The organism is Pseudoalteromonas sp. Ps84H-4 (assembly GCF_024124645.1).
In the GTDB taxonomy this organism is placed as follows: Bacteria; Pseudomonadota; Gammaproteobacteria; order Enterobacterales; family Alteromonadaceae; genus Pseudoalteromonas; species Pseudoalteromonas lipolytica_C.
This window is the reverse complement of record NZ_JAMXSK010000005.1, coordinates 168,548-195,252: the sequence shown is the minus strand read 5'-3', so window position 1 is coordinate 195,252 and position 26,705 is coordinate 168,548. Positions and strand designations below refer to the sequence as shown.

The 26,705-nt window shown below is 41.6% G+C and carries 23 protein-coding genes and 1 rRNA gene; 5 read left to right on the top strand and 19 right to left on the bottom strand.

From position 1 onward, the window contains the following. Together NH454_RS07420 and NH454_RS07415 are read right to left on the bottom strand one after the other, a co-directional pair. Window positions 1-204: ribosomal RNA gene (locus tag NH454_RS07420) — 16S ribosomal RNA — on the bottom strand; the annotation flags it as partial. Window positions 205-780: 576 nt separating this feature from the next. Then, the gene (locus NH454_RS07415; protein ID WP_235381843.1) at window positions 781-1,638 is read right to left on the bottom strand and encodes a tetratricopeptide repeat protein; all 858 of its coding nucleotides are present in this window, start codon (window positions 1,636-1,638) and stop codon (window positions 781-783) included. A gap of 83 nt (window positions 1,639-1,721) precedes the next feature. On the opposite strand from NH454_RS07415, the gene NH454_RS07410 reads away from it, so the two are divergent. Beyond that, window positions 1,722-3,035, top strand: a complete 1,314-nt coding sequence (locus tag NH454_RS07410) for an amidohydrolase (protein ID WP_235381842.1) — start codon at window positions 1,722-1,724, stop codon at window positions 3,033-3,035. A 1-nt stretch (window position 3,036) separates the two neighbouring features. Here the strand turns inward: NH454_RS07410 and NH454_RS07405 are convergent, their stop codons facing one another. The 4 genes from NH454_RS07405 to pomA form a co-directional block, all read right to left on the bottom strand. Next, a complete protein-coding gene (locus NH454_RS07405) occupies window positions 3,037-4,947 on the bottom strand; it encodes a DNA topoisomerase III (RefSeq protein ID WP_235381841.1) in 1,911 nt (636 codons plus the stop codon). A gap of 66 nt (window positions 4,948-5,013) precedes the next feature. Then, window positions 5,014-5,490 (bottom strand): hypothetical protein, encoded by a 477-nt coding sequence (locus NH454_RS07400; protein WP_135923697.1) that lies wholly within the window; start codon window positions 5,488-5,490, stop codon window positions 5,014-5,016. Window positions 5,491-5,619: 129 nt separating this feature from the next. Then, complete coding sequence (locus NH454_RS07395) at window positions 5,620-6,543, bottom strand: flagellar motor protein MotB (RefSeq protein WP_135923696.1); 924 nt, start codon at window positions 6,541-6,543, stop codon at window positions 5,620-5,622. Between the two features lie 3 nt (window positions 6,544-6,546). Further along, complete coding sequence (pomA, locus tag NH454_RS07390; protein ID WP_135923695.1) at window positions 6,547-7,314, bottom strand: flagellar motor protein PomA; 768 nt, start codon at window positions 7,312-7,314, stop codon at window positions 6,547-6,549. A gap of 271 nt (window positions 7,315-7,585) precedes the next feature. Between pomA and NH454_RS07385 the strand changes: the two genes are divergently transcribed. The 3 genes from NH454_RS07385 (at window position 7,586) to dxs (ending at window position 10,672) form a co-directional block, all read left to right on the top strand. Further along, the gene (locus NH454_RS07385; RefSeq protein ID WP_199526878.1) at window positions 7,586-7,828 is read left to right on the top strand and encodes an exodeoxyribonuclease VII small subunit; all 243 of its coding nucleotides are present in this window, start codon (window positions 7,586-7,588) and stop codon (window positions 7,826-7,828) included. 4 nt (window positions 7,829-7,832) lie between these two features. Next, complete coding sequence (ispA, locus tag NH454_RS07380) at window positions 7,833-8,720, top strand: (2E,6E)-farnesyl diphosphate synthase (protein WP_199526877.1); 888 nt, start codon at window positions 7,833-7,835, stop codon at window positions 8,718-8,720. An 89-nt stretch (window positions 8,721-8,809) separates the two neighbouring features. Next, window positions 8,810-10,672, top strand: coding sequence for a 1-deoxy-D-xylulose-5-phosphate synthase (dxs, locus tag NH454_RS07375; protein ID WP_135923693.1), 1,863 nt, complete (start codon window positions 8,810-8,812; stop codon window positions 10,670-10,672). A 59-nt stretch (window positions 10,673-10,731) separates the two neighbouring features. On the opposite strand, the gene NH454_RS07370 is transcribed toward dxs, so the two are convergent. The 10 genes from NH454_RS07370 to glyA all read right to left on the bottom strand — a co-directional run bounded on the left by NH454_RS07370 (window position 10,732) and on the right by glyA (window position 21,228). Beyond that, entirely contained in the window at window positions 10,732-13,818 is a 3,087-nt protein-coding gene (locus NH454_RS07370; RefSeq protein WP_135923692.1) for a ligand-binding sensor domain-containing diguanylate cyclase, read from the bottom strand. A gap of 33 nt (window positions 13,819-13,851) precedes the next feature. Beyond that, window positions 13,852-14,337 (bottom strand): phosphatidylglycerophosphatase A, encoded by a 486-nt coding sequence (locus NH454_RS07365; protein WP_135923691.1) that lies wholly within the window; start codon window positions 14,335-14,337, stop codon window positions 13,852-13,854. Continuing rightward, a complete protein-coding gene (thiL, locus tag NH454_RS07360; protein WP_135923690.1) occupies window positions 14,334-15,308 on the bottom strand; it encodes a thiamine-phosphate kinase in 975 nt (324 codons plus the stop codon). Before thiL ends, NH454_RS07365 begins: the two co-directional genes overlap by 4 nt. A gap of 44 nt (window positions 15,309-15,352) precedes the next feature. Then, window positions 15,353-15,763 (bottom strand): transcription antitermination factor NusB, encoded by a 411-nt coding sequence (gene nusB, locus NH454_RS07355; protein WP_054552571.1) that lies wholly within the window; start codon window positions 15,761-15,763, stop codon window positions 15,353-15,355. A 15-nt stretch (window positions 15,764-15,778) separates the two neighbouring features. Continuing rightward, window positions 15,779-16,243, bottom strand: coding sequence for a 6,7-dimethyl-8-ribityllumazine synthase (ribE, locus tag NH454_RS07350; protein ID WP_036966328.1), 465 nt, complete (start codon window positions 16,241-16,243; stop codon window positions 15,779-15,781). Window positions 16,244-16,456: 213 nt separating this feature from the next. Beyond that, entirely contained in the window at window positions 16,457-17,572 is a 1,116-nt protein-coding gene (gene ribBA, locus NH454_RS07345) for a bifunctional 3,4-dihydroxy-2-butanone-4-phosphate synthase/GTP cyclohydrolase II (RefSeq protein WP_253038648.1), read from the bottom strand. Window positions 17,573-17,614: 42 nt separating this feature from the next. Then, window positions 17,615-18,268 carry a riboflavin synthase gene (locus NH454_RS07340; RefSeq protein ID WP_135923688.1) on the bottom strand — a complete coding sequence of 218 codons (654 nt, stop codon included), beginning with the start codon at window positions 18,266-18,268 and terminating at the stop codon, window positions 17,615-17,617. A 4-nt stretch (window positions 18,269-18,272) separates the two neighbouring features. Further along, window positions 18,273-19,412, bottom strand: a complete 1,140-nt coding sequence (gene ribD, locus NH454_RS07335) for a bifunctional diaminohydroxyphosphoribosylaminopyrimidine deaminase/5-amino-6-(5-phosphoribosylamino)uracil reductase RibD (RefSeq protein ID WP_235381840.1) — start codon at window positions 19,410-19,412, stop codon at window positions 18,273-18,275. A gap of 2 nt (window positions 19,413-19,414) precedes the next feature. Beyond that, complete coding sequence (gene nrdR, locus NH454_RS07330) at window positions 19,415-19,864, bottom strand: transcriptional regulator NrdR (RefSeq protein WP_054552576.1); 450 nt, start codon at window positions 19,862-19,864, stop codon at window positions 19,415-19,417. Window positions 19,865-19,971: 107 nt separating this feature from the next. After that, on the bottom strand, window positions 19,972-21,228 hold the full coding sequence (gene glyA / locus NH454_RS07325; RefSeq protein WP_253038646.1) for a serine hydroxymethyltransferase: 1,257 nt from the start codon (window positions 21,226-21,228) through the stop codon (window positions 19,972-19,974). A gap of 291 nt (window positions 21,229-21,519) precedes the next feature. Between glyA and NH454_RS07320 the strand changes: the two genes are divergently transcribed. Then, entirely contained in the window at window positions 21,520-21,888 is a 369-nt protein-coding gene (locus NH454_RS07320; RefSeq protein ID WP_135923685.1) for a hypothetical protein, read from the top strand. A gap of 31 nt (window positions 21,889-21,919) precedes the next feature. On the opposite strand, the gene thrC is transcribed toward NH454_RS07320, so the two are convergent. Genes thrC through thrA form a run of 3 tightly spaced genes read right to left on the bottom strand, consistent with a single transcriptional unit; the run spans window position 21,920 to window position 26,575 of the window. Beyond that, entirely contained in the window at window positions 21,920-23,203 is a 1,284-nt protein-coding gene (gene thrC / locus NH454_RS07315; protein ID WP_235381839.1) for a threonine synthase, read from the bottom strand. Window positions 23,204-23,221: 18 nt separating this feature from the next. Continuing rightward, window positions 23,222-24,148 carry a homoserine kinase gene (thrB, locus tag NH454_RS07310; RefSeq protein ID WP_135923683.1) on the bottom strand — a complete coding sequence of 309 codons (927 nt, stop codon included), beginning with the start codon at window positions 24,146-24,148 and terminating at the stop codon, window positions 23,222-23,224. A 9-nt stretch (window positions 24,149-24,157) separates the two neighbouring features. Continuing rightward, entirely contained in the window at window positions 24,158-26,575 is a 2,418-nt protein-coding gene (thrA, locus tag NH454_RS07305; protein ID WP_135923682.1) for a bifunctional aspartate kinase/homoserine dehydrogenase I, read from the bottom strand. Between the last annotated feature and the right edge of the window lie 130 nt (window positions 26,576-26,705).

Genomic DNA, 26,705 nt, shown 5'->3' with positions numbered 1-26,705 from the left:
CCCCCACTTTGGTCCGTAGACATCATGCGGTATTAGCAGTCGTTTCCAACTGTTGTCCCCCACCATAAGGCATATTCCCAAGCATTACTCACCCGTCCGCCGCTCGTCAGCAAAGTAGCAAGCTACTTTCTGTTACCGCTCGACTTGCATGTGTTAGGCCTGCCGCCAGCGTTCAATCTGAGCCATGATCAAACTCTTCAATTAAAAGTTTTTTGAAACCGAAGTTTCGTGCTCAATGAATTCTGTATAAATTGACTATATAGTCACTCATAAGAAATTGAGACTCTAAATTTGTTTGCGTCATCTAGCGAACTAGAATCTGCTGTTAGAACTCAATCTGTACGAGTGCCCACACAGATGATTGCTTTATATTGTTAAAGAACGTTGCGACGTTGTCGCTAGGGATGCGTATAATACATCCTTAATTTTTCGAGTCAACACTTAATTTCAAACTTTCTTTTTAGACCGTTTTAAACCGAAGTTTTACTTAACTCTCTGTCAGTTTGTTCAGCGCTTTTCATTGCTGCCCGCCGTGTCAGTGGATGCGCATTATAGGGATGCGAAGAATTAACGCAAGCACTTTTTGTAGAAAACTACTAAAAACTTACCTTTCGCGCAAAAAACAAGCTAAAGGCAGTAAAAAACATAGTTTACTGTATAAAATACAGCCAACTTTTCTCGAGAGGATCTTAAGTATTATCGAAATTAGGTAATACGCAAGTTTTTTTAAATAAAAAAGCGCCTGTATTTAAGTGGCGCTTTTATCAATCAACACTAGATTTAGTACAATATACTATATAATTTACGGCGATACTTAGAAGCAAGTGCATCACCATCAGGTAAGGAGGCAATGATTTCTAGGTATGTTGGTTTTGCATCCGCGTAATTTAGATCTTTTTTAAGCACAGTAAATAACATCTCAAGTGCTTCTTCTTTGCGACCTGCAATGTTTAAGGCATTGCTTAGCTCTAGTTTTATCTCAAGATCATTTGGATATTTTTCTACTTTCGCTTGTAGTGCTTTTATTTCTGGTGAATCTGTTGCTGCTAACGCTTGTTCACATTTAGCTTGGATATTTGTGAAATACGCATCACGTTCATTTTCTGCAACCGAATCTAATAATGCTTGCGCATCATCTAGCTTATGAATTTGAATACAGATATCAGCTAACACTAACTTTACACGAGTATGGTTTGGATCTAGCTCGTATGCCTGCTTTGCATAACTAAATGCATTATTTAAATCCTGATTAATTAACGCTTGTTTAGCTTGCTCAAGTAATAATTCATGTTGTGCGGGTAAATGCTTTGCTAACGCATCACGAATTTGCTGTTCTGTTTGAGCACCAGGTAACATATCAACAGGCGCTGAGTCTTTTAACATCACAAGAGTGGGTAGTGCTTGCAAACCTATTTGCTGTGCAAGTTGACTTGCAAGTGCCTGCTCAACATCACAATCTAACGTTGCTACTAATAAATGTTCACCATATTCGTGTGCGATCTTCTCTAAAATAGCAGCTTGTTGATGACACTCTGGATTTTGTGCAGAGTAAAAAGTAAGTAACACTAATTTTTCAGCGGACGTTTCACCCAGTGCTTGCTGCAAATTTTGCGGGGTAAGATTTATCATATTATTCATTTGATTGATTGCACTATATAAGTATTTAAGTTTTGATATAGTGGCAAACATAACAATTACAAGTCCTACGGGTCGAGGTCATTATGAAATTATCTGCTATTTCTGCAGCTTTATTACTTCTTAGTCCATTCGCGCAAGCAACAACGCTCGATTTAAATCTTCAAAAAACCATGCCTGAGATTGAAGAGCTCTATTTAGATTTGCATCAATCTCCTGAGTTGTCATACCACGAAAAGAAAACAGGCCAAAAGTTAGCAAAGCAATTAAAACAACTGGGCTTTACTGTTACAGATAATGTGGGTGGTTACGGCGTTGTTGGGATATATAAGAACGGTGATGGCCCTACGGTCATGATCCGCACTGATACTGACGGCTTACCAATTGTTGAACAAACTGGTAAGCCATACGCCTCTAAAGTAACTGTTACTAATGATGCTGGTGCAACCGTTGGCGTAATGCATGGCTGTGGTCATGATATTCACATGAGTTCATTTATTGGCGCAGCCCAACAGTTAATGACACACAAAGATCAGTGGCAAGGCACTTTAATGATGGTGGCACAGCCAGCAGAAGAAGTAGGAGGCGGTGCAAAAGCCATGCTGAAAGAGGGGCTATTTACTAAGTACCCTACTCCAGACCATGTTATTGGTTTACATGTTAGTGCCAGTGTTCCTGCTGGCAAAGTTAGCATGAAAACAGAATATACGATGGCAAGCGTTGACTCTGTTGATATTACTGTAAAAGGTAAAGGCGGTCACGGTGCCTACCCACACACAACAATAGACCCTGTTGTAATTGCTTCACGTATTGTGTTGGCGCTGCAAACTATTACTAGTCGCGAATTGTCACCACTTGAACCATCGGTTATCACGGTAGGTTCTATTCACGGGGGCTCTAAACACAATGTCATTTCAGATGAAGTAAAACTGCAATTAACACTGCGTAGCTATAACCCTGAAGTACGCTTGCAACAAATCGCTGCGATTAAACGAATTTCTAAAGGCATCGCATTAAGTGCCGGACTTGATGAAAGCTTAGCTCCTGAAGTATTTGTGCATGAAGATGAATCAATTCCTTCGACTTACAATAACCCTGCACAAACCAATGTAGTGCGTTCAGCAATTGCTAATGCTATTGGTGAAGACAATGTACTTGAAACTGAAGCTGTAATGGCTGGTGAAGACTTTGGTCTATACGGTCGTACAGAACAAAACGTACCAATTACTTTGTTTTGGTTAGGCGGTGTTGAACCGAGTCAATATGATGCAGCAATGCAATCTGGCGCAACATTACCGTCTTTACACTCAAGTAAGTTTGCACCTGATTACAAGAAGGCGCTCCCGACTGGGATTACTGCGATGAGTAATGCCGCGGTTGCCCTGTTCAACAAAAACTAGTTTAGGCTGACTTAGCTCTAGGCTTAGCTTTTCTTTTAAAACGTCGCTTTTGCGGCGTTTTTGGTAATTGGGAAAATACTTGACTGTCGCACTGCTTTGCTTGCTCAACTAAAGCATGCAGCTCTGCCAGTAATGGCGTTAAAAACTGCTGATAACTCATGTGTTGCTCAGCTATATTCCCTAATGATGCTTCCCACTTAGCTGTTAAATCAGGGCTAGCAAGCTGCTCTGGTAATGTACTAATGAGTGCTTTTCCTGTTGCCGTTGCTAAAATGTTTTTACCCTGACGCTCTAAAAAGCGGCGCTTAAATAAAAGCTCAAGAATACCTGCCCGTGTAGCCTCAGTGCCTAAGCCATCGGTTTCTTTAAGGATCTTTTTAATTTCAGGATCTTTCACATACCGGCTGATGCCTGTCATAGCACTTAATAAGGTAGCATCAGTAAAATGCGCTGGCGGTGTCGTCATTTTGTCTATCACTTCGCCTTGATTGCAATGCAGCAACTGACCTTTTTCAAGAGCAGGCAAGGTTTGCTCATCTTTTAACTCTGTTTTGCCCATCAATGTTTTAAAGCCTAGGCTAACATCTTGTTTAGCAGCTGCTTTAAAAAGCCCACCTGCAATTTCAACCGTTACTTTGGTTTCGTTAAATACATAGTCTGGATAAAACTGGATTAAATAATGACGACAGATCAACCGATAGACTTTTTGTTCATCACTATTTAATGTTGCTGAGCGAAGTTGTTTTTCGGTAGGTACTATCGCATGGTGAGCTGCAACTTTGCTGTCATTAAAACATTTACTACGCTTGCTCGTATCAGCTTGCTTACAAGCTTCACTTGCTTGCCCTTCATTATTAGCAATAGCAGCAATAATTTTAGCTGCATCTTTATGATGCTCTTTTGGTAAATAGCGATTATCTGATCGAGGATAAGTAATTAACTTATGACGTTCATATAAACTTTGACAGGTATCGAGCACCTTTTGCGCAGGCATTGAAAACGCTTTAGCCGCATCGATTTGTAAAGCTGATAAGTTATAAGGTAGCGGCGCTTGTTGCTTTTTTTGCTTCTGCTCAAGCTCAACTACTTTAGCTGGCAGATTAGTTATGCGTGACACAACATTTTCAGCAAGTCCTCTATGTAATACCCGCCCTTCTTCATCTTGATAAGGTTCGCATGCTTTGCTTGGCTGCCATTTAGCAGAAAAAGTTTGCTGCTGCTCAGTTTCAAGATGAGCTAATACTTCATAAAAAGGTTTTGCTACAAAGTTCGCTATTTCATTATCACGATTTACAACTAAGCCTAAAATAGGTGTTTGTACCCGCCCAACAGATAACACATTACCAAATCCAGCTTTTTGCCCAGCTAGCGTATAAGCTCGCGTTAAATTCATACCAAATAGCCAATCAGCACGCGAGCGAGCTAAAGCAGATACACTTAAGGGAATAAAATCGCGATTCGATTTTAAATTATTAAGTGCTTTTTTAACTGCACTTAAGTTTAAATCGCTGATTAAGAGTCGTTGAATTTGCTGTTTTTTAGCTTGGCTTAGTTTGACCTGATCAATTACTTCATCAACCAATAGCTGGCCTTCACGGTCAGGGTCACCTGCATGAACTATGATACTTGCCTGCTTGATCAGCTTTTTTAATACAGTGAGTTGTTTACGGGTTTTTGCTTTAGGTTTTAATTGCCATTGTTCTGGCACGATAGGTAAGTGCTCAAATCGCCACTTTTTAAAACTTGCATCGTAATCATCGGGCTCTGCTTGTTCAAGCAAATGCCCTACACACCAAGAAACACAATCACCATTAGCAAGCTCTATATAACCATCCTGTTTTTTCTGTGGTTTTGGCAGCGCATCTGCAATGGCCCGTGCTAGGGAGGGTTTTTCGGCAATGTAAAGTTTCATAAAGTAACACTAAATACTGTTTTTATAAACAGTAGTCTAGCACAGGATTTTTAACTTAGGAATCGCTTAAGCTTGCTGACTTCGTCGAGTAAAGAGATAGATAAGTGGTAGGTAACAAACGACCACAGTACCAATATTGATTAGCGGTAGCAGGGTCTTATACATGTAGGTACTGTATGATAAATCCCAAAGATGGCGGTCGACCAAACGGAACAGTTGTAAAATTGGCGCCATAATAACAACAAGTTGTCCCAACACACTTTGCCATAAGTAGACTTTGTCTTTAATACCTAAATAAGCAATGATTGCCATCCAAGCAATATCATTAAAAGCCCAGACTACATAGCGCCAGATATAAATGTCATCAAATTCTTTTAAAGCAGAATAAATAAGAGTTCCATAAAGGAAAAAAGCAGCAGTAATAACAGAGAAATAAAAAGCAGGCCAATCTTTACGAAGATAAAAAATAATAATAGCTGGGCTCAAAATGAACACCCAGCTATTGCTTAAGATAACTCTAATTTCTACAAACCAGTCAGGCAAAATGTAGCGCCTTAATCAGTTTTATCGTCATCACCGCCATCACCATTGCCTGGCATATAGCTATATTTATCAACTTTTTTCATTTGTATACTCCATTACATCTGTTAATGAAGTTTCACTTTAATTGATTTATTGCCTCACATCAATAGGCTCAGATTCATGCGCCTTACCTTGCATAATAGAGATCTCGACTCGTCGGTTACGCCTACGATCTTCATCGGTTACATTCGGTACTAGTGGCCTTGTTTCTGCGTGACCTACAACCATCATACGAGATTTATCAAAACCGGGGGCCTTTTCCATTTCGCTAGCAACTGCAACAGCACGTTTTGACGACAAATCCCAATTGTTTGTATAAAGCTCATTCGATACTTGGAAATCATCTGTATGCCCTGACACGGTTATTTCACCCGGCACATCTTTTAACAGCGTAGCAATATCACGAATGATAGGTTTAAACCTAGGCTGTAAGAAAGCACTGCCTGATGGGAATGAACCATTCTCACGAATGCGAATGATAATTTGCTGACCTAGTGACTCAAGTTCAATCGCGCCATCCATAATTTGCTGCTCAAGCTGTTGGGCAATTTTCTTCACAAGCTCATTCGTTTGCTCTTGATCTGCTGCAGAAATTGACTGCTCCATTGCTTGTTGCTGAGCAGTGCTTTGTGATTCCCCACCACGCTTATTACCACGCTGTTCTTGACGACCACCTGCAGAGCTTTCATCACCAGCCTGAAACTCGAGCATTTGTTGTGTCATCTCTACGGTTTGTTGTTGAATTGTCTCGATAGGAGTAGGTTCAGGTTTGCCCGGAGTGAACTCCATTGCAATGACCGAGGTCCCTTTTGGAATATCTTTTACTTCAATTTTATTTTGTACACCAAAAGCAAACTTCATTGAACCTGCTATCTGCTTAAATTTAAGAACATCCATTTCCGAGAAAGCAAGCAAGAGTACAAAGAAGCACATTAATAGCGACATTAAATCTGCGAAGGTTCCCATCCAGGCAGGTAACCCCGGAGGTGGACATTTGCACTCTTGATCTGACATGCCCTACTCCTCGGTATCGACTTTACGTTTTGATTCAGCTAAATAGTTTTTCAAGATGCCTTCAATTACTTTCGGGTTTTGACCATCTTGAATACCCAGTACCGCATCAAGAATTAAACGTTGGTTGAGGGCTTCTTCATCTTTACGCAGCTCTAGTTTTACCTGAATTGGAATTGCAACAACGTTTGCCAAAAAAGCACCATAAAGTGTTGTTAAAAGAGCTACAGCCATTGCAGGACCAATTGCTTTTGGGTCATCCATGTTAGATAACATTGCAACCAAGCCAATTAGCGTGCCTATCATCCCCATCGCAGGAGCGATATCGGCAAGCGACTTAAATAAGCCTGCACCAAGTTCATGGCGAGTAGCGGTGAGGGAAATATCTTTTTGCAGTGTGGCACGAACTACATCAGCATCATGACCATCCACTAACATATCAACCCCTTTGCGCATAAAGCCATTAGGGATTTCGGCTTCTTCTAATGCTAAGAAACCACCTTTACGTGCTGAGTCAGCTAATTCTACTGCTTTTTCAATTAATTCTTCTGGCGATTCAATTTTGAACATAAAGGCTTTTGCAGCGACCTTACCAATGCCCAAAAACTGCCCCATAGTGAAGTTCGATAACACGATAAAAATCGAACCACCAAATACAATGACCACCGAAGGCGTGTTATAAAACATTGCAACTTGGCCGTCACTACTTAATACCATCGACATAGCAATTAAGCCTATGGCACCAAGAATACCTATTATGGTTGCTAAATCCACATACCCCTCCAGAGGAACAAATACACGACACCAACGGCATCAAATTTTTATTATTAACTGCTTATCGGCAAGCAATTGAATTACTTAAATCATTAAATGAATTAATTTTATTTTAATGTAAGATTTTTAAGCTACAAGTTGCCGCTACTTCTAAAACCGTAAAAATAGCATATTGATTTCCTTTTATGCGCAAAAAAACACATCATTCTTTGACCTAGTTTAGCATTCCCCCTAAAATTGGCCTCACTTTCTATTAGCTATCGAGGCCACTATGGCAACAAAGAAACCAGAAAACTTGAGTTTTGAAGAAGCACTGGATGAATTATCTAAGATTGTTGCACAAATGGAGCAAGGTGAACTGTCTTTAGAACAATCGCTAAAACAGTTTGAGCGTGGTATAGCGCTTGCGAATGCCTCATCTGGAAAATTACAACAAGCCGAACAAAAAGTGGCCATATTAATGGGTAACGATAGCCAAGCTCCTCTTAGCAACTTTGACTCAAACTTGGACTAATTAAGTGCAATTAAAAGAACAATTACAACGCGCTCGAGAAGACGTTGAAGCACATTTAAATCGCTATTTCGAACTGCCACTAAACACTGAAAAAACCATTAAAGAAGCCACTCATTACGGCGTTTTAAATGGTGGTAAGCGCTTACGTCCTTACCTCGTTTATGCGACGGGCCGCATGATGGGAGCTGACAAAGCTGACCTTGATATTCTTGCCGCTGCTATTGAGTGTATTCATAGCTACTCATTAGTTCATGATGACCTACCAGCAATGGATGATGATGACTTAAGACGTGGCCGCCCTACTTGTCATATTGTTTATGGTGAAGCGCAAGCTATTCTCGCCGGTGATGCTCTTCAAACATTAGCATTTGATTTAATTGCTAACCATCAGTTTGCAGTACCTACGACACAACAGGTAAGAATGATCGCCTCGTTAAGCAAAGCCTCAGGTATAGAGGGTATGGTAGGTGGTCAGGCACTTGATATTGAAGCTACTGATAAAGCAATTACAGTCGAAGAACTAGAACGTATTCATCAACTTAAAACTGGCGCATTACTCAACTGTGCAATCACCTTGGGGGCTTTGGCCGCGCCGCAATGTGATGAGCAAACGTTAAAGCAGCTTAATTTGTTTGGTCAAGCAATTGGTCTGGCTTTTCAGGTACAGGACGATATTCTCGATGTAGAGGCAGACACCGAAACGTTAGGCAAACCGCAAGGTTCAGATATTGCGGCCAATAAAGCGACCTACCCTGCATTATTAGGTATGGCAGGCGCTAAGCAAAAAGCACAAGACTTATTGGCTCGGGCTCATAAAGCACTTGAGGCTATTGATTACGACACCCGCGAGCTGGCAAGCCTTGCTAGCTATATTGTTGAGCGTAATTATTAACGTCTAAAAAAGAAAGACAAAATAACTAAAAAATCAGAGCAGCAATGGGCTATAATGCACTCTGGTTAGCGAAGGATGTATATAAAATCATGACACTTGATAGTAGCAAGTATCCATTATTAAGTTTGGTTGACGAACCAGCACAACTGCGTGATATTGCGCAAGATAAGTTACCTGCGTTTAGTAAAGAGTTACGCGAATACCTGCTTAATTCAGTTTCGCAAAGTAGTGGTCATTTAGCATCAGGTTTAGGTACTGTTGAGTTAACAGTGGCCCTTCATTATGTCTATAACACCCCTGAAGATCGTTTAGTATGGGATGTGGGTCATCAAGCATACCCGCACAAAATCTTAACGGGTCGCCGTGACCAAATGCATACTATCCGTCAAAAAGACGGTTTACACCCTTTCCCATTCCGTGAAGAAAGCCCTTACGACACCTTCAGTGTTGGTCATTCAAGTACTTCTATTTCTGCAGCGCTCGGCATGGCTATTGCCGCTGAAAAAGAAGGTAAAGATCGTAAAACGGTTGCTGTTATTGGCGATGGCGCAATTACTGCTGGTATGGCATTTGAAGCGATGAACCACATGGGCGATGTAAACCCTAACGTGTTAATTATCTTAAACGATAATGAAATGTCGATTTCAGAAAACGTAGGTGCCCTAAACAACCACTTTGCACGTATTTTGTCTGGTAGCTTCTACACCAATATTCGCGAAGGCAGTAAAAAACTTCTTTCGGGTTTACCGCCAGTGAAAGAACTTGCCAGCCGCATGGAAGAACACCTAAAAGGTATGGTCATTCCGGGCACATTCTTTGAAGAATTAGGCCTAAATTACATCGGCCCAATCGACGGTCACGATGTCAATATGTTGGTCGATACCTTACGTAATATGCGTAACCTTAAAGGCCCTCAGCTACTGCATATTAAAACGCAAAAAGGTAAAGGTTATAAACCTGCTGAAGCGGATCCAATTGGTTACCATGGCGTACCAAAATTTGATCCGAGCATGTCTAAATTACCAAAATCAAAACCTGGCGCTGCCACATTCTCAAATGTGTTCGGTGACTGGCTTTGTGATATGGCAGCACAAGATGACAAGCTAATGGCGATTACTCCTGCTATGCGTGAAGGCTCAGGCATGGTTCGTTTTTCTAAAGAGTACCCAGCGCAATACTTTGATGTAGCAATTGCTGAGCAACATGCTGTAACGCTTGCAGCTGGTTTTGCTTGTGAAGGACTGAAGCCTGTTGTTGCTATTTATTCAAGCTTTTTACAACGTGCGTACGACCAACTTATTCACGATGTGGCATTACAAAACCTACCGGTTTTATTTGCTATTGACCGTGCCGGGATTGTTGGTGCTGATGGTGAAACTCACCAAGGTGCTTACGATTTAAGCTTTATGCGCTGTATTCCTAATATGATTATCATGGCACCAAGCGACACTAATGAGTGCCGCCAGATGCTGTATACAGGTTACCAATGCAATCAGCCTGTTGCCGTACGATACCCACGTGGTAGCGCAGGCAATTGTGATGTTGAATCAACAATGAGTGCGATTGAAATTGGTAAGGCGCGAAGTATCAAACAAGGTAGTAAAGTGGCAATCTTGTCATTTGGTACGCTACTAGAAAACGCCAAATCAGCTGCTGAAGAGCTTAATGCAACAGTGATTGATATGCGCTTCATTAAGCCTCTTGATACAGAGACTATTAGCGAGTTGTTGAGTAGCCACGATGTAATTGTTACCCTAGAAGACAACGCCATTGCTGGCGGTGCGGGTTCTGCTGTGAATGAGTACTTAGCTGCAATTAAAGCAAATGTGACTATCTTGAACTTAGGTATTCCAGATGAATTCATTAAGCATGGTACTCAAGACGAAATGCACGCAGAAATGGGCTTAGATGCAAACGGTATCTTAACTAGCATCAAAGAGTTTATGGCCTAAGCCGTACACTAATAAAACTAAAAAGGAGCCTTAAGGCTCCTTTTTTGTCATCGTTTATATTAGCGCATCCAAACCTTAATATCAGCAAGACCTGTTTCTTGAAGAACACCCAGTTGTTTATCAACATTATTATTTTGCTCAAACTCAAAAGCATCTAATTGTTCATCAAAGGTAATATTTGCAACGCCATCACCACCGCGCTTTTTCACTTGGTGTAGCGCGATATCAGCTAAATTAACAGACGTTTCCCAGCCAATCACTTGACCACCCAATAAAGGTAATGGATAGAAAGACCAGCCAATAGACGCAGTGATGGTGGTCGATTCCCCATTTGGTAGCCTAAATGGGTTTGCTGCAATTGCTTCACACAAGTCAGCAACATAATTGTCTATAGCTGTACGTTTGAAATCACGTAATAAGAGTAAAAACTCATCGCCACTCCAGCGTGCGACATAGTCTGAGCCTTGTGTCCGGCTATTCAACAATGTCGCCATTTGCTGTAAACAACTATCGCCTGCAAGTGGTCCATAGGAATCATTGATGCGGCTAAAGTTATCAAGGTTAATTATCAGTAGCACCAACGACTTACCCTGTGCTTGCAATGATTGCGAATTACGTTGGAAATGTTCAATATCTTTAGGGAGCTGATCAAACAAGAAGCGACGACTACGAAGCCCCGTTAGCTCATCTGAGTGACTGACTAACTTAAGCTGAGAATTTACTTGATTGAGCTTATCGTTGGCTTCACGAAGCTCTACGGTGCGCTCTGTTACTAAGCTTTCAAGTGCTAATTGTTTACGCTTCTCTTGCGCCCTAAACACCCAAAACACGAGGTAGAACAGTAAAATAAAACTACTTGTGATCAAGAGTCTAAAGTAAATGGTCTCGTCAAAGCGACGTGGAACAACGAATGTGTACTCGGTACGACGAGCCTTTTGCCAATCTTCACCACCACGTTTGGCTTCAAGCTGAAACAAAAATGCCCCCGGCGGTAAATTTGTATAAATAGCCTCACGGCGGGTGTTTGCATAGCGCCAATCACTGTCTAAACCACTCAGTCGATATCTAAACTCAATACTTGAAGGAGCAAAATAATCAATTGCGGTATATTTGATTGTCACATCGCGCTCATCAATTTGTAGCTCAGGTTTATCACCTAAAGTAGCGGTACTTAAGCTTCGCAGCGGCGTAATAATACTTTCAATACGCGGCTTAAGCGCTTGCACACCAAAAAGCTCAACACTCTTAGGTATTTCAACTACCCCTTGTAAGCTTGGGTACCAAATAGAGTTACCTGTGTCTGCTACAGCATCATGGCCAAGACCAGCACAGCACTGACTGGCTTTACCATCTAATTGTCGGTCAAATGATGAGATCACTTGCTCTACTTTTAAGCTCTCTATATCAGTACCAAATTGCTCTACCGGCATGCGGTAAACGCCCTTCATGGTACTTACCCAAATACGTTTTAACTGTTTGTCATAAACAAGGCTGAAAATCGAGCCGTACGGTAGGCCGTCTGTTGCATCAAGTTGACGCCACTGACCTTGGGTGCTGCGATAAAATAAACCATCGTTAAGAGAGCCAATTAATATCCCCACCCCTTCAATATTTAAAATACTGGTGACATAAGCGCTTTCTAAACTGGTTTGGTCACCAATTTTTTCAATACCACGGTCAGTAAAGTAATAAGCCCCTTTACTGGTACCTATTAAGCCAAAATTTTGCTCATCAAGCACATAGGTAATAAATTTACTGCTCAAGAACGCATTGTAAGCAAAAGGTGTTAAGCCACCGTAACTTAAACGGTACATACCGCGACCAGTACCGAGCCAAAAACCGCCTTTACTAGAACGGCTAATTGCGAATACAGGGTTATCGCGCAGTGCTCGTCCTGGCACTGTATACAAGGTTTGATTCTCATAGTAAAAAACACCGCGACCTGTAGCAATGTATAAGCGATCACCATCAAACTGCAAATCGTGAACTGCAGCCCGACCAAACTGATTACTTGGTATTTGATTTACAAAATTCTTATTGTAATCGAAGTAGCCGACACCACTGCGGTTAGCCACCCATAGTTTGCCATCAGGTGCTTGGCTAATCGCCATCACCGCTTCTGTCATATTTGAAATAGCTGAGTGGCGCTCAATACGCCCTTCGTGAGCAAGCCATAACCCCTCACTGAAACTTGCCAGCCAAATATTATTTTGATTATCACGGAAAATATCTGCAAACCAAATACTTTGATCAAGCTGACTTGGCTCAACCCATTGCCAGTCCCCAGAGTTATCTCTAAAGAGTAAACGGCCATAAGTTGAAATCCACAACGCTCCATCTGAGTCGCTCATAAACTTGTAAACGGCAGAGTTACTCGCGTTAGGAAGTGGGAATGGACGCAGCTCGTCATCTAAATCAAGAAAGTAGGCACCAAGCTCAGAGGCAAGGTATAAATTACCCTCAAGCCACGCCATATCATGAATGATGGTTTGCGCTAGGCGCTCAGGTAGAGAGACTTTTGCGGTAAGTTCTAGGCGCAGCTTTGCAAAATCAGATGAAGTATTAGTTAAACGCAATAAGTGACGCTCGTTAACCAGCCAAATACCTTCTGGCGACAGCGCCATTTGGCTCACTGAACCAACTATTTGCGTGATTGCCGTAGCATTTGATACTGGCACGACTAACGCAGAGTTTTGGTTTAGGGTGACTTGATTTCGTGCAACATAATAAAGGCCGTTGGCTGCAATCCAGATACTGCCTTTAGAGTCTTCAAGAATGTCGCGTACTGGGCCTTTAACATTAAAGGTTTGCGACATCATCGTTCTTGGATCGAGGGTTACTATCCCGTTTTTAGTGCCAACCCAAAGTAACCCCGTACTATCAACTAATAGCTTGTTAATACCATTACTTGGCAAGAAATCACTATTTTGTGTGTTGAAGTTGGTGAAAGTATTACCATCAAAGCGACTCAAACCGAACTGAGTACCCAGCCACATGTAGCCTTGCTCGTCTTGAGCTATGCTCTTAAGAGATTGAGATGGCAAGCCGTTTTGGATATTCCATTGTTTGACGACGTAGTCAGTAATAGATGCAAACGCAGGCATACTGCATAACACCAACAAACAGACAACTAAAAATCGCATCATATACTTGCCACCAAGTAACACTGTATTAATCGTTTAAAAGGGTAAATAGCCAGCTTTAAACAAAGCCTGTACACAAATTAATGAAAAAATACCTGCTAAAATATCATCAGCCATGATGCCCAAGCCACCGTGTAAACGCCTATCGAGAATACGAATAGGGCCTGGTTTAGCGATATCAAAAAAGCGGAACAATAAAAAACCAACTAACAATGACTGCCAACTAAGTGCAGCACCAATCATGGTGATATAATAACCAGCAACTTCATCCCAAACAATGGCAGGATGATCATGCACCCCTAAGTCATCTGCTGTTTTACCACAAGCCCATATACCAAATACGCTGATCACAATTGCAAATACAATCTGTAACCATAGCGGAAAGTACATGGTTGTAAAAATAAATGGTAATGCAGCAAAAGTACCAAAGGTGCCAGGTGCTTTAGGTGCTAGGCCTAAACCAAAACCCAAACCAAATAATTGATGTGGGCGTTTTAAATTAAATAATCGGTTACTACTCAAACCGGCTCCTTTGCAAAGTGTTGAAACCCTTTACCTTGATAGTTAAATTTTTCACCATCAAGTAGTAGTTCAATTTCACTTTCGCCACTTTTTATTTGCCCAACACAGCTGGCTTCGACGCCATATTGACGAAGTTTCATATCAACCATGCTTTTATTGCTTTCAGGCACAGTAAAAAGTAATTCGTAATCGTCGCCGTAATTTAAAATATAGTCAAACTGTTCAGGGCGTGGAATTGATGCGCTGACAGCATCAGACACAGGTACTTTATCAACATGGATCACTGCACCGACTTGCGAAAGCGCCAATACATGACCTAAATCAGCTAATAAACCATCAGAGATATCTATGGCAGCTGAAGCCGCACCTCGTAATACCTGCCCAGCTGCAACTCGCGGAGTCGGGTAATCGAAACGATTGTTTAAATAACTCAAATGCTCAGGCGCGATGTCGAAACCTTGCTTACGTGCTTCGATAGCAACACCTGCATCACCCAGTGGCCCGGTCACATAAATCCAATCACCTACCTTTGCACCGCTGCGACGCAATGCTTTGCCTTCAGGCACAATACCTTTGGCACAAATAGTAATTGTGAGCGGACCTTGTGTAGTGTCTCCACCGATAATTTGCACATTAAAGTATTCCGCAATTTCATGCATACCTTCTGTGAACTGCTCAATCCATTCCATATTCACTTCAGGCAGGGTCAATCCTACTGAAATCCAGGTAGGTTCAGCACCCATTGCAGCCAAATCACTTAAGTTAACAGCTAACGCCCTATGCCCAAGGGCGCGAGGAGAAATGTCATCAAAAAAGTGTACACCTGCAACTAATGTGTCGGTTGTCACAGCTAATTGACAGTTTTCTGGCACAGTGACCAACGCACAATCATCACCTATACCAAGGTTTACATCACGACGGATGATACCGCGACCTTTAAAGTAACGGTTAATTAATTCAAATTCCTTCATTCACAAAAAAGCCGGCCCAAGCCGGCTCTCCTTTACGGGGCTACTTACTTACGCAGCTCTTTAACTGCTTTATCAAGTACACCGTTGACAAACTTATGGCTGTCTTCAGCACCAAACATTTTAGCAAGCTCAATACCTTCATTGATTGCTACTTTGTATGGAACGTCTTCACGGAATTTCAGCTCATAGCCAGACAGACGTAAAATTGCTTTTTCGACCATGTCTAACTCATCTGCTGGGCGTGCTAAATGTGGCGCAACGATTTCATCTAATTGCTTACAGTTAACAACAACACCGCGTGCTAGGTCTTTGAAATATTCGACGTCGATTTTAGTCACATCATTTTCAATTAACATTTGCTGTTCAATATCAGCAATTGGGTTACCGCTTAACTGCCAAGAGTATACGGCTTGAAGTGCTAAGATACGTGCTTTACGTCTTGCTGCTGGTTTCACAGAGATTCCTTAAACTTAAATTTTGTCTAACACATTAACCATTTCAAGCGCACCTAAAGCAGCTTCGCCACCTTTGTTACCCATTTTGGTACCTGCGCGCTCAATTGCTTGCTCAATGCTTTCAGTGGTTAATACGCCAAATGCAACCGGGATATCGTACTCAAGTGATACTTGTGCAAGACCTTTGTTTGATTCGCCAGCGACTAAATCAAAGTGTGGTGTACCACCTCTGATCACAACGCCTAGAGCGATGATTGCATCGTGTTCTTTCTTTGCTGCAACGCGTTTCGCTGCTAAAGGTAATTCAACGGCACCTGGTACGTAAACAACAGTAATGTCGTCGTCAGATACGCCACCTGTGCGCTTAAGCTCATCAACAGCACCTGCTAATAGGCTGCTACCAATAAAGTCATTAAAGCGAGAAATGACAATGGCAAACTTTTTGCCCGGTGCGTATTTGTTACCTTCAATAATTTTCATTTAATAACCCTAAAAAATAAGTTTAAGCGGTTGCGATTGCGCAAAAATTACGGCGCATAATACCACAAAAATATAAAAGTAGCCTAGTTAACCTGAACTCTGGCTAATAAATCTAACTCTAGTGGCCACTCGTAACGCTAACCGCATTGAATTTAAATAAAATTACGAGTAAACCTCTTAATTAAATTACGCGTTAATTAAATTACGCGTTAATTAAGATTGCGCCTCAACGTAGTCAACCACTTCTAAGTGGAAACCTGATAGTGCATGGTATTTTTTCGGACGGCTCATTAAGCGCATTTTTTCAATACCTAAATCAGCCAAAATCTGCGAGCCCACACCGACAGTACGCGATGTCCCTTGGAATTTACGATGATTTACATTTTCACCCGCATCTTCGGCAGCAAATGCTTTTACCATTGCTTCAAGGTCTTCAGTTGATTCTTGCTTACCCAAAATAACCAGCACGCCATTGTGTTCTGCAATGTAAGCCATCGCATCCGATAAGCCCCAACTGCGATCAGCACTACGATCAGATAATAAAATATCATTGAAGGTACTTTGTAAGTGAACACGAACAAGCGTTGGCTCTTCTTTCGATACTTCACCTTTTTGTAAAACATAATGAAGTTGACCATCGATGGTGTCTTTGTAGGTCACTAAATCAAACTCACCGTGATCTGTTGGCAGTTTACATTTAGCAACACGCTCAATGGTGGTTTCGTTTAGGTTTCTGTATTCGATTAAATCTGCAATAGTGCCAATCTTTAAGCCATGCTCTTTTGCAAAAATTTCAAGATCTGGACGACGTGCCATGGTGCCATCGGCATTTAAGATTTCAACGATCACAGACGAAGGCTCAAGACCCGCTAAACGAGCTAAATCACAACCGGCTTCGGTATGACCTGCGCGTGTTAACACGCCACCTGGTTGCGCCATAATTGGGAAAATATGCCCAGGTTGTACGATATCGCTCGGCACGGCACCTTTGGCAATAGCTGCTTGAACTGTACGTGCTCGGTCAGCTGCTGAAATACCTGTCGTTACGCCTTTCGCTGCTTCAATCGACATAGTGAAGTTAGTTGAAAAAGCAGCACCGTTATTTTTAACCATTAACGGCAAATCTAACTGCTGGCAACGCTCTTGCGTCATCGTTAAACAAATTAAACCACGACCGTGTGTTGCCATAAAATTGATAGCATCAGCACTGATATGCTCTGCTGCGATGATTAAATCGCCTTCATTTTCTCTGTCTTCATCGTCCATTAAAATAACCATTTTACCGGCTTTAATGTCATCGATAATTTCTTGCGCGCTGTGTAGATTCATAATGTGCCCATGAGAGTATGATTAATAGTGACGTATCTTTGCTTATTTAATAAAACCAGCTTGTGCTAACAAGCTCATTGATATGTCTGAACGGGAAGGTTGTTCGGCCCCTTTTATTAGGCGCTCTAAATAGCGAGCAATCTGGTCAACTTCTAGGTTCACCTGAGTACCCACTTGAAATTCTGCAATCGTTGTTTGCTCTGCGGTATGCGGAACAATAGTCAACTTAAAGCGGTTTTGCTCGACCTCGTTGACCGTTAAACTAATACCATCAATACATACCGAACCTTTGTAAGGAATGTACTTCATTAAATCATTGTCAGTACTTAGCCAGTACTCTGTTGCACGAGCATTAGGACTGATACTTTCTACAGTCGCAATACCATCAACATGACCAGATACTAAATGCCCACCTAAGCGAGAAAGTGGTTGCATGGCTTTTTCAAGGTTAACTGTTTGACCTTTTTTATAGTGAGCAAAGCCCGTTAAGCTGATTGTTTCGTTTGATAAGTCAGCACTAAAACCATCGCTATGTTTAGCGACAACCGTCAAACACACACCATTGGTGGCAATACTGTCACCGAGCTTAACGTCTTTCATATCCAAATTAGTGCTTTGAATACGAATAGCTAGGTCACCTTGCTTTTGTGTTAGTTCAACAATTTTACCTGTTGCTTCAATAATTCCAGTAAACATAGTGCTACTCTTTATTTTCAATGTGTGTGGCTTGCTTTGCTTTTGTCGCTGTTAAGCGAATATCGTCGCCAATCATCACTGTATCAGTAAAGGTCAGTTCAGTGATATCACTCATCATGGTAACTTCTGCAAAGTTTAGTAAGCTTTTGCCCATATCACCTATTAACTTAGGGGCAATATAAACAATGTATTCATCAATTAAATCTTGCTCAGCAAATGCACCGGCAAGGGTCGCACCTGCTTCGAGCCAAATATGGTTAAATTGCAGCTCAGCAAGACGCTTTAAAACCGCTGATAAATCAACTTTATTATTAACTGCTGGTACAACTTCGTGTTTAACAAAGTGAGGCCATTGATACTGTTTATCAAGCGATGTAGTGAAAATAATCACCGGACTTTCAATGCTAAATAATGCAAGTTCAGGCGTTAACCTATTTTGTGAATCAATAATCACACGGGTAGGTTGACGCAAAGGCAGTGACGTTGGCATATCAAATGGCAGCTCATCAATGCGTACATTAAGTTTGGCATTATCGGTCATAACCGTATCTGCACCAGTGAGTACCACGCAACTTTGGGCACGAAATGCTTGCACATCTTGGCGCGCTTTAGGCCCTGTAATCCACTTACTTTGGCCATTATTTAGCGCAGTTTTACCGTCTAAACTGCAAGCCATTTTACAAATCACATATGGCAACCCAGTTTCCATGCGCTTTAAAAAGCCTTTGTTTAAATCGCGCGCTTGTTGTTCAAGTAAACCTGATGCTACAGCGATACCTGCATCAGCTAAAATCTGTAGACCGCGACCACTCACCGCTGGGTTTGGGTCGACCATGGCAGCTATAACTTTGCTAACACCCGCAGCTTTTAAACCTTCGGCACAAGGCGGTGTGCGTCCATAATGACTACAAGGTTCTAAAGTCACATATGCGGTGGCACCTTTTGCATTGTCGCCAGCCACTGCCAGAGCATTAACTTCAGCATGGCCCTGCCCTGCTAGTTGATGAAATCCTTCACCGACTATTTCGCCATCTTTAACCAGTACACAGCCAACATTAGGGTTTGGTGTTGTAGTAAAACGACCTTGTTTAGCAAGCTCTATGGCACGTGCCATATAAGCCGTATCAAGTTCTGTGAATGACATAGTTAATCACCTAAACGAGCGATTTCTTCACCAAACTCGCGAATATCTTCAAAAGAACGGTAAACTGATGCAAAGCGAACATAAGCCACTTTATCTAGTTTTTTTAGTGACTCCATAATGCACTCACCAATTAAATGGCTAGAAATTTCACGTTCACCCGTGGCACGAAGCTGAGATTTAATAATGTTGACCACTTCATCGACCTGCTCTGTGCTGACAGGGCGTTTTTCTAGCGCACGATGCAAGCCATTGAGTAATTTGTCTTCATTAAATGGTTCACGACTACCGTCTTGCTTTATGACTCTTGGCATCACAAGTTCTGCGCCTTCAAAGGTGGTAAAACGTTCGTGACATTCATTACATTCACGTCGACGCCTAACCTGGTGGCCGCCGCCAACAAGTCGAGAATCAATTACTTTAGTATCTTTTGCGGTGCAAAAAGGACAATGCATAGAGTTCAGCTTCCGTTTATTAAAAACAAAAAAGGCCGCTTATTAAGCGGCCTTTATAATAGCAAAAAACAACGCTATTGTTATCTTAATTACGGTTCAACCAATAATTAAGCGTAAACTGGTAATTTTTTACAGATAGCTTTAACTTTCTCTTTTACTTCAGCTTGTACAGACTCATCAGTGATGTTGTCTAGTACGTCACAGATCCAGCCAGCAAGCTCTTTTGACTCTGCTTCTTTGAAACCACGGCGAGTAATAGCCGGAGAACCAATACGAAGACCAGACGTTACGAACGGTGAACGTGGGTCATTCGGAACTGAGTTCTTGTTTACAGTGATGTTAGCGTTACCTAGTGCAGCGTCAGCATCTTTACCTGTGATATCTTTATCGATTAGGTCAAGAAGGAATAAGTGGTTGTCTGTTTTACCAGAAACAACTTTGTAGCCACGCTCTTGAAGAACTTCAACCATAGCTTGAGCGTTCTTTACCACTTGAGCTTGGTACGCTTTAAATTCTGGTTGTAATGCTTCTTTGAAAGCAACTGCTTTAGCAGCGATGATGTGGCATAAAGGACCACCTTGACCGCCAGGGAATACTGCGCTGTTTAGCTTTTTGTAGATTTCTTCATCACCACATGCAGAAACGATTAGACCGCCACGAGGGCCCGCTAATGTTTTGTGAGTTGTCGTAGTAACAACGTGTGCGTGAGGGATTGGGCTTGGGTATACACCCGCTGCGATAAGACCAGCAACGTGAGCCATATCTACGAATAAGTAGGCACCAACTTTGTCAGCGATTTCACGGAATTTAGCCCAATCAACGATACCTGAGTATGCTGAGAAACCAGCGATGATCATTTTTGGTTTGTGCTCTAATGCTAGCGCTTCAACTTGAGCGTAATCAATTTCGCCTGTTTCGTCATTTAGGCCGTATTGAATTGCATTGTACGTTTTACCAGAAAAGTTAACGTGTGAACCGTGAGTTAAGTGACCACCATGAGCTAAGCTCATACCTAGTACTGTATCATGCGGCTGAAGAAGTGCTTGGAAAACAGCTGCGTTTGCTTGTGAACCCGCATGCGGTTGAACGTTAGCGTAATCAGTACCGAATAATTCATTAGCACGGTCAATTGCTAGCTGCTCAACAACATCAACATGTTCACAACCGCCATAGTAACGTTTGCCTGGGTAACCTTCAGCATATTTGTTGGTAAGCTGAGAACCCTGCGCTTCAAGTACGCGTGGGCTACAGTAGTTTTCAGACGCGATCAGTTCGATGTGCTCTTCTTGACGAGCCGTCTCTTTAGTGATGGCTGCAAATAACTCTGGATCGAAATCCGAAATATTCATGCTACGTTCTAACATGGGGTCTCCTAAGGCAACGTGTATGGTATTTTTTGAAGGCTATATTGTACGCTTAAAACGCACTTTTGCCTATCTTGTAAAGATGAACATATTTAAACAGGGATTGAATTTATTTCACAGTGTTTTAATAATGATATTTTTTTATTGATACATAATAAAAATTTATAAATTTAAAACATTACATATATTTTTAAAATATGATTTAGCGTAAAAAGTTCATCATGCGTTTGCATATGGGCACAATGAAACTAAGCTTGTAATACAAACCCAGATCAAGGATGTTTTGAGTCAATGTTAGCCAAGCCCATTTATGAACTTGTTCCCTACTGCTATTTGTTTTTAGGTATTGCCTGTATCGTCATACCTCATGAGCTGCTCTACACACTCATTGGTATTGTGTTATTTTTGCTGGGTGCAAACATATGGCGAATGCGCTCAGAAGCACGAAGACGAGATCAAAAAAGTCAGCGAATTAAACAAAGAAGAGCGCGCTATTACTATGAATTTAAACCCTTTATTTTATTCATTAGTGCTCTGACTTTAACACAATGGACGCAAAACGAGATCATCTTATTAAGCTGCGCTTTGCTATGTTTTAGTGCGTTAGTGATAATTGCAATGCGATTATTGAACCGCCACAGCCATTCATTATCACATTAAAAAGAGCGGCAATGCCGCTCTTTTAATTACTTTAAGCTAGTTTATTTAAAAGCTCTGTTCTCAATAGTTGATAATCATGCTTGATGTCTTCTGCCAAACAAGGCTTAGCAAGAGCATCTGCTAGAGGCTTAGGCATTGCTAACTCAATACCTAAAATATCTTCAACACTTTCTTTAAATTTAGCAGGATGTGCCGTTGCTAAAAATATACCGGCACTGCCATCTGCTAAATTTTCTTTTAAGCCTTGGTAAGCAATCGCTGTATGAGGTTCTGCGATATAACCCGTTTGATGAATTTTTTTCATCACTTCTTTGGTTTCTTCTTCGCCAACACAACTTGAGTAAAAGTCATCATAGCTAAACCAATTATTATCTAACATAAATTGAACACGAGGCCAGTTATTCGGTTTACTCACATCCATTGCGTTCGATAATGACTCAAGCGTTTCGTTAGGTGCCCACTCTTTGTTTTGTAAAAAACGTGGCACAGTGTCATTTTGATTGGTTGTTGCACTCAATTTTGCGACAGGCATACCAAGTACTGCACCAATCATCGCAGCGCACACATTACCAAAGTTACCACTTGGTACTGAGATATGTGCCTTGCTACGCTTTTCTTTTGGCAACTGGGCTATTGCTTCAAAGTAATAACACACTTGAGCGACCAAGCGACTGATATTGATCGAGTTAGCTGAGTTAAGGCCAAGTTTTTGTTTTACTTCATCGTCTAAAAACGCATTTTTGACCATGCCTTGACAGTCATCAAAACTACCATCAACTGCATAGCAGTGAATGTTATTGCCAAGTGTGGTGAACAGTTTTTGCTGAGCTAATGAAATTTTACCTTTCGGATACAGAATAACTACATCAATATTTGGCTTGTTATAAAACGCATGGGCAACGGCAGCTCCTGTATCACCCGATGTTGCCGTTAAAATCGTTACTTTTTCGCCTTGGTTAAACTGCGCCAAACACTCAGCCATAAAACGACCACCAAAGTCCTTAAAGGCAAGCGTTGGACCATGAAAAAGCTCTAAGCAATACATGTCTTTTTCAACTTCAACCAATTTCACATCAAAGTTAAACGCATTTTGCACCATCTGTGCAACAGTATCGGCAGGCAGCTCATCACCAATCAGGTGTGATAAAATTTTGCTGCTACGGCTAACAAAGTCCAAATCAAGTAGCGCATCAACATCTTTGATAGGCGTTAAGCTATCAGGAAAAAAGACACCTTGATTACGCCCTAATCCCGTTTTTACCGCTTCAACAAACGACACCTGTTGTGATTCATCTTTTAAATTATGTAATTGCATGTTGTTTCCTTAAATTCTTTAAAGCTCTCGTGTGCCAAGCTGATCGAGTTGACAGATGTGGCTGAAACCCTGCTCATTAATGTAATTATCGTTCAGCCAAGCTGCGCATTTTTCTGCAGCATCTAAACTTTTACACACGGTAAATAATGTTGGGCCTGCACCCGAAATACTGACGATTTCGGCACCAAGCTCTGGTAATGCTTGTTTCGCTTCGGCAAAACCTTGGATAAGGGGTGCTCGATGCGGCTCAGCTATTTCATCAGTCATGATTGATAGCGCAGCATCAAAGCGTCCCGTTAGCAGTAAACTGCTAAAAGCCGAAAGACGTTGTGCAAATTCAACACTGTCATGCATTGATAATTGTTTTGGCAGTACTGAGCGTGCTTTTGCGGTATTTAGCGAAAAGCCAGGAAAAGCCGCCACGTAATACCATTGATTATCAACAGGTAACGAAATTGATTTATTGGGAATGAGTTCGCCAGTTAATTGCAAGCCACCTAAGTAGCATGGTGTGATGTTATCGTAATGACGGCCGCCACTAACCATAGCTTCAAAATCAGCCATCAATTCGATGAGTTGCTCTTGTGATAAATTGGTTTGTGCAAATTTATCAAGGGCTGCAAAGGCTGCCACCACAGAGCAAGCACTTGAACCTAACCCAGAGCCAATAGGTAGATTCTTTTTAAGTTCAAGTTTTACCGCTGGCATAGCAGGCGCAACGTGTTCTTTAAAGTGAATTAAACATTGATATGCTAGGTTTTCTTCTGCATTGGCAGGCAGTTTATGGGCATAGTCGCCAGAGCATACAAAAGTGTCTTGCTCAGCAGGACTTACTTCAACTACATCACCCAATAAAGTGCCATCGATGGGCGCTAAAGCAGCGCCTAATGCGTCAAACCCAACTGCAAAATTGCCGATAGAAGCAGGTGCATATACACGGATCATAACCTGCTCCTATCGTGTTAATGTTTTGAGGATGTCAGCAAATACACCTGCTGCTGTTACTTCAGCACCAGCACCATAGCCACGAATCACGAACGGACGTGGTTGATAGTATTGACTTAAAATTGCTAATGCATTTTCACCATCGCGAATATCATAAAGTGCGTGACTGCTATCGACAGCCTCAATACCGACTTTACAATGACCATTTTCAATTGTGCCTACATAACGTAGAACTTTACCTTCACTGGCTGCACTTTGAATGCGGTCGTTAAATTCAGCATCTAGACTAGGTAGCTTCGCCATAAACTCATCAACAGAGTCGCCTTCTGCAAACCCTTTTGGTAATACAGACTCTACTTCGATATCGCTCAGTTCTAACTCAAGACCTGATTCACGAGCGATAATCAACAGCTTGCGGGCTACATCTGTGCCCGATAAGTCATCACGCGGGTCTGGCTCAGTAAAACCACTTTCTTTCGCTTTTAATGTTGCTTCGCTAAGTGATAAACCATCCTGAAGCGCACCAAACATATACGATAATGAGCCCGATAGAATACCGCTGAACTTAATTAGTTCGTCACCTGCACCAAATAATGATTTGAGATTATCAAGTACCGGTAAGCCTGCACCTACGTTTGTTTCGTATAAAAACTTACGGTTATTCTTTTGTGTCGCTGCAACTAAATCTTGGTAGTACGCATACGAGCTAGTATTGGCTTTTTTGTTTGCCGCAACCACATGGAAACCTGCATTTAAGAAATCAACATATTGCGCAGCAAGTTTATCGGCTGAGCTACAATCAACAATTACAGGATTAATAAGGTGGTTTTGTTTTACAAATTGCTCAACTAAATTAAGGTCGAAGCCTTGTTCAGAGGCTGCGAGTTTATCCTGCCAACCATCAAAAGCGATACCTTCACTGTCTAGGTATAACTGTTTTGAATTCGCAACACCGTATAAATTAAGCTTGATATTACGCTTTTCGAGCCACGCTTGTTGACGCTCTAATTGCTGGATAAGCTCTTGCCCAACTAAACCACAACCAAGTAAAAACACGTCGATTGATGGGATGTGAGTAAAGAAGTTCTCGTGACACACTTTTACTGCGTCGTTGCATAGCTCACCGTCAATCACTGCTGAAATAGCACTTTCAGTTGAATCTTGTGCAATAGCTACAATATTCACTTGTGCTTGAGCTAATGAAGCAAAGAACTTGGCCGCTAAACCTTTGTGAGCACGCATGTTATCACCCACTAAAGTGACAATTGCAAGGTTACGTTGTACTTGTACTGGCTCGATTAAACCAGCTTGCGATTCTAATTCAAAGGCTGTTTGCAGTGCTTCAAGAGCTAACGATAAATCACTCTCATGCACACAAAAGCTGATACTAAATTCACACGAAGATTGAGTAATTAATACGATTGAGACATTGTCATGAGCCAAGGCATTAAATACTTTTGATGCCATCCCCACTTTACCCTTCATACCAGGCCCTGACACCGTCAACATAGCGAGGTTTTGTAAACTTGATAACGCTTTAACTGGCTCGTTAGATACACTGTCGTTACTGATCACAGAACCTTCGGCACGTGGGTTATGAGTATTTTTAATCTCGCACGGCACACCCGCTTTGGCACAAGGTAAAATCGTTTTCGGGTGCAATACTTTCGCACCAAAATAAGAAAGCTCCATCGCTTCTTTATAAGATAGCGAATCAACTTTAGAAGCTTTTTTAATATAACGCGGATCTGCGTTGTAAACACCATCAACGTCAGTCCAGATTTGGCATACATCAGCGTCTAAACACGCCGCAGCTATTGCAGCAGAATAATCAGAGCCATTACGACCAAGAGTAGTCAATTCACCTTGCTCATTCGCAGCAGTAAAGCCCGGCATAATATAAATAGTGCTTGGGGCAGCTTTTAACGCTTCTTGAAAACGTAATTTGCTTACATTAAGGTCAGCCTCTGCATCAATGTAGCCACCCACTGAAGCAATACATTCTGTTGCTTCTAAATAACGTGCATTGCTTTGTTTGAGCATACATTCCATTAGAGCAACACTAATACGCTCACCAAAGCTAATTACATAAGCGCGTACTTGATCTGGACAACATTTTAATAGCGCCACTCCATCAAGCTTATTTTTTAACTCACTTAAGTCTGGCCAGTTTGCTACTTGACCATAGTCTGCTTCTACCGCCGATTTTAGCTGCTCACAGCGATTGATTAAATTCTGCCACTGCTCACTAAAGTCTTGACCTTGTTCAGCTGTACTTGCCAATGCAACCAAAGAGTCTGTCATGCCACCCGGTGCAGATAGCACTAATAACATTTCATCTTTCAGTTCTTCTTTGACTAACTGAGCTACCTGTTGCAAACATGCGTAGTCGGCCAAGGACGACCCACCAAATTTTAATACTCGCATTATTTATGTTTCCTCATTCCATAAACGAAAAAGGCCTGTGTTCTAGTGAACACAGGCCTATAATTTTGTTGCACCGACCTATGCCACTATCCCGTAAGGATGATGGTTGTAATAATAATGGTCGTTGCGT

Excerpts from the sequence above, each read along its gene's own strand:
- NH454_RS07415 (WP_235381843.1), bottom strand. The coding sequence starts at position 1,638 with ATGAATAATATGATAAATCTTACCCCGCAAAATTTGCAGCAAGCACTG.
- NH454_RS07410 (WP_235381842.1), top strand. The coding sequence starts at position 1,722 with ATGAAATTATCTGCTATTTCTGCAGCTTTATTACTTCTTAGTCCATTC.
- NH454_RS07405 (WP_235381841.1), bottom strand. The coding sequence starts at position 4,947 with ATGAAACTTTACATTGCCGAAAAACCCTCCCTAGCACGGGCCATTGCA.
- NH454_RS07395 (WP_135923696.1), bottom strand. The coding sequence starts at position 6,543 with ATGTCAGATCAAGAGTGCAAATGTCCACCTCCGGGGTTACCTGCCTGG.
- NH454_RS07385 (WP_199526878.1), top strand. The coding sequence starts at position 7,586 with ATGGCAACAAAGAAACCAGAAAACTTGAGTTTTGAAGAAGCACTGGAT.
- dxs (WP_135923693.1), top strand. The coding sequence starts at position 8,810 with ATGACACTTGATAGTAGCAAGTATCCATTATTAAGTTTGGTTGACGAA.
- NH454_RS07370 (WP_135923692.1), bottom strand. The coding sequence starts at position 13,818 with ATGATGCGATTTTTAGTTGTCTGTTTGTTGGTGTTATGCAGTATGCCT.
- thiL (WP_135923690.1), bottom strand. The coding sequence starts at position 15,308 with ATGAAGGAATTTGAATTAATTAACCGTTACTTTAAAGGTCGCGGTATC.
- ribE (WP_036966328.1), bottom strand. The coding sequence starts at position 16,243 with ATGAAAATTATTGAAGGTAACAAATACGCACCGGGCAAAAAGTTTGCC.
- ribBA (WP_253038648.1), bottom strand. The coding sequence starts at position 17,572 with ATGAATCTACACAGCGCGCAAGAAATTATCGATGACATTAAAGCCGGT.
- NH454_RS07340 (WP_135923688.1), bottom strand. The coding sequence starts at position 18,268 with ATGTTTACTGGAATTATTGAAGCAACAGGTAAAATTGTTGAACTAACA.
- ribD (WP_235381840.1), bottom strand. The coding sequence starts at position 19,412 with ATGTCATTCACAGAACTTGATACGGCTTATATGGCACGTGCCATAGAG.
- nrdR (WP_054552576.1), bottom strand. The coding sequence starts at position 19,864 with ATGCATTGTCCTTTTTGCACCGCAAAAGATACTAAAGTAATTGATTCT.
- glyA (WP_253038646.1), bottom strand. The coding sequence starts at position 21,228 with ATGTTAGAACGTAGCATGAATATTTCGGATTTCGATCCAGAGTTATTT.
- NH454_RS07320 (WP_135923685.1), top strand. The coding sequence starts at position 21,520 with ATGTTAGCCAAGCCCATTTATGAACTTGTTCCCTACTGCTATTTGTTT.
- thrC (WP_235381839.1), bottom strand. The coding sequence starts at position 23,203 with ATGCAATTACATAATTTAAAAGATGAATCACAACAGGTGTCGTTTGTT.
- thrB (WP_135923683.1), bottom strand. The coding sequence starts at position 24,148 with ATGATCCGTGTATATGCACCTGCTTCTATCGGCAATTTTGCAGTTGGG.
- thrA (WP_135923682.1), bottom strand. The coding sequence starts at position 26,575 with ATGCGAGTATTAAAATTTGGTGGGTCGTCCTTGGCCGACTACGCATGT.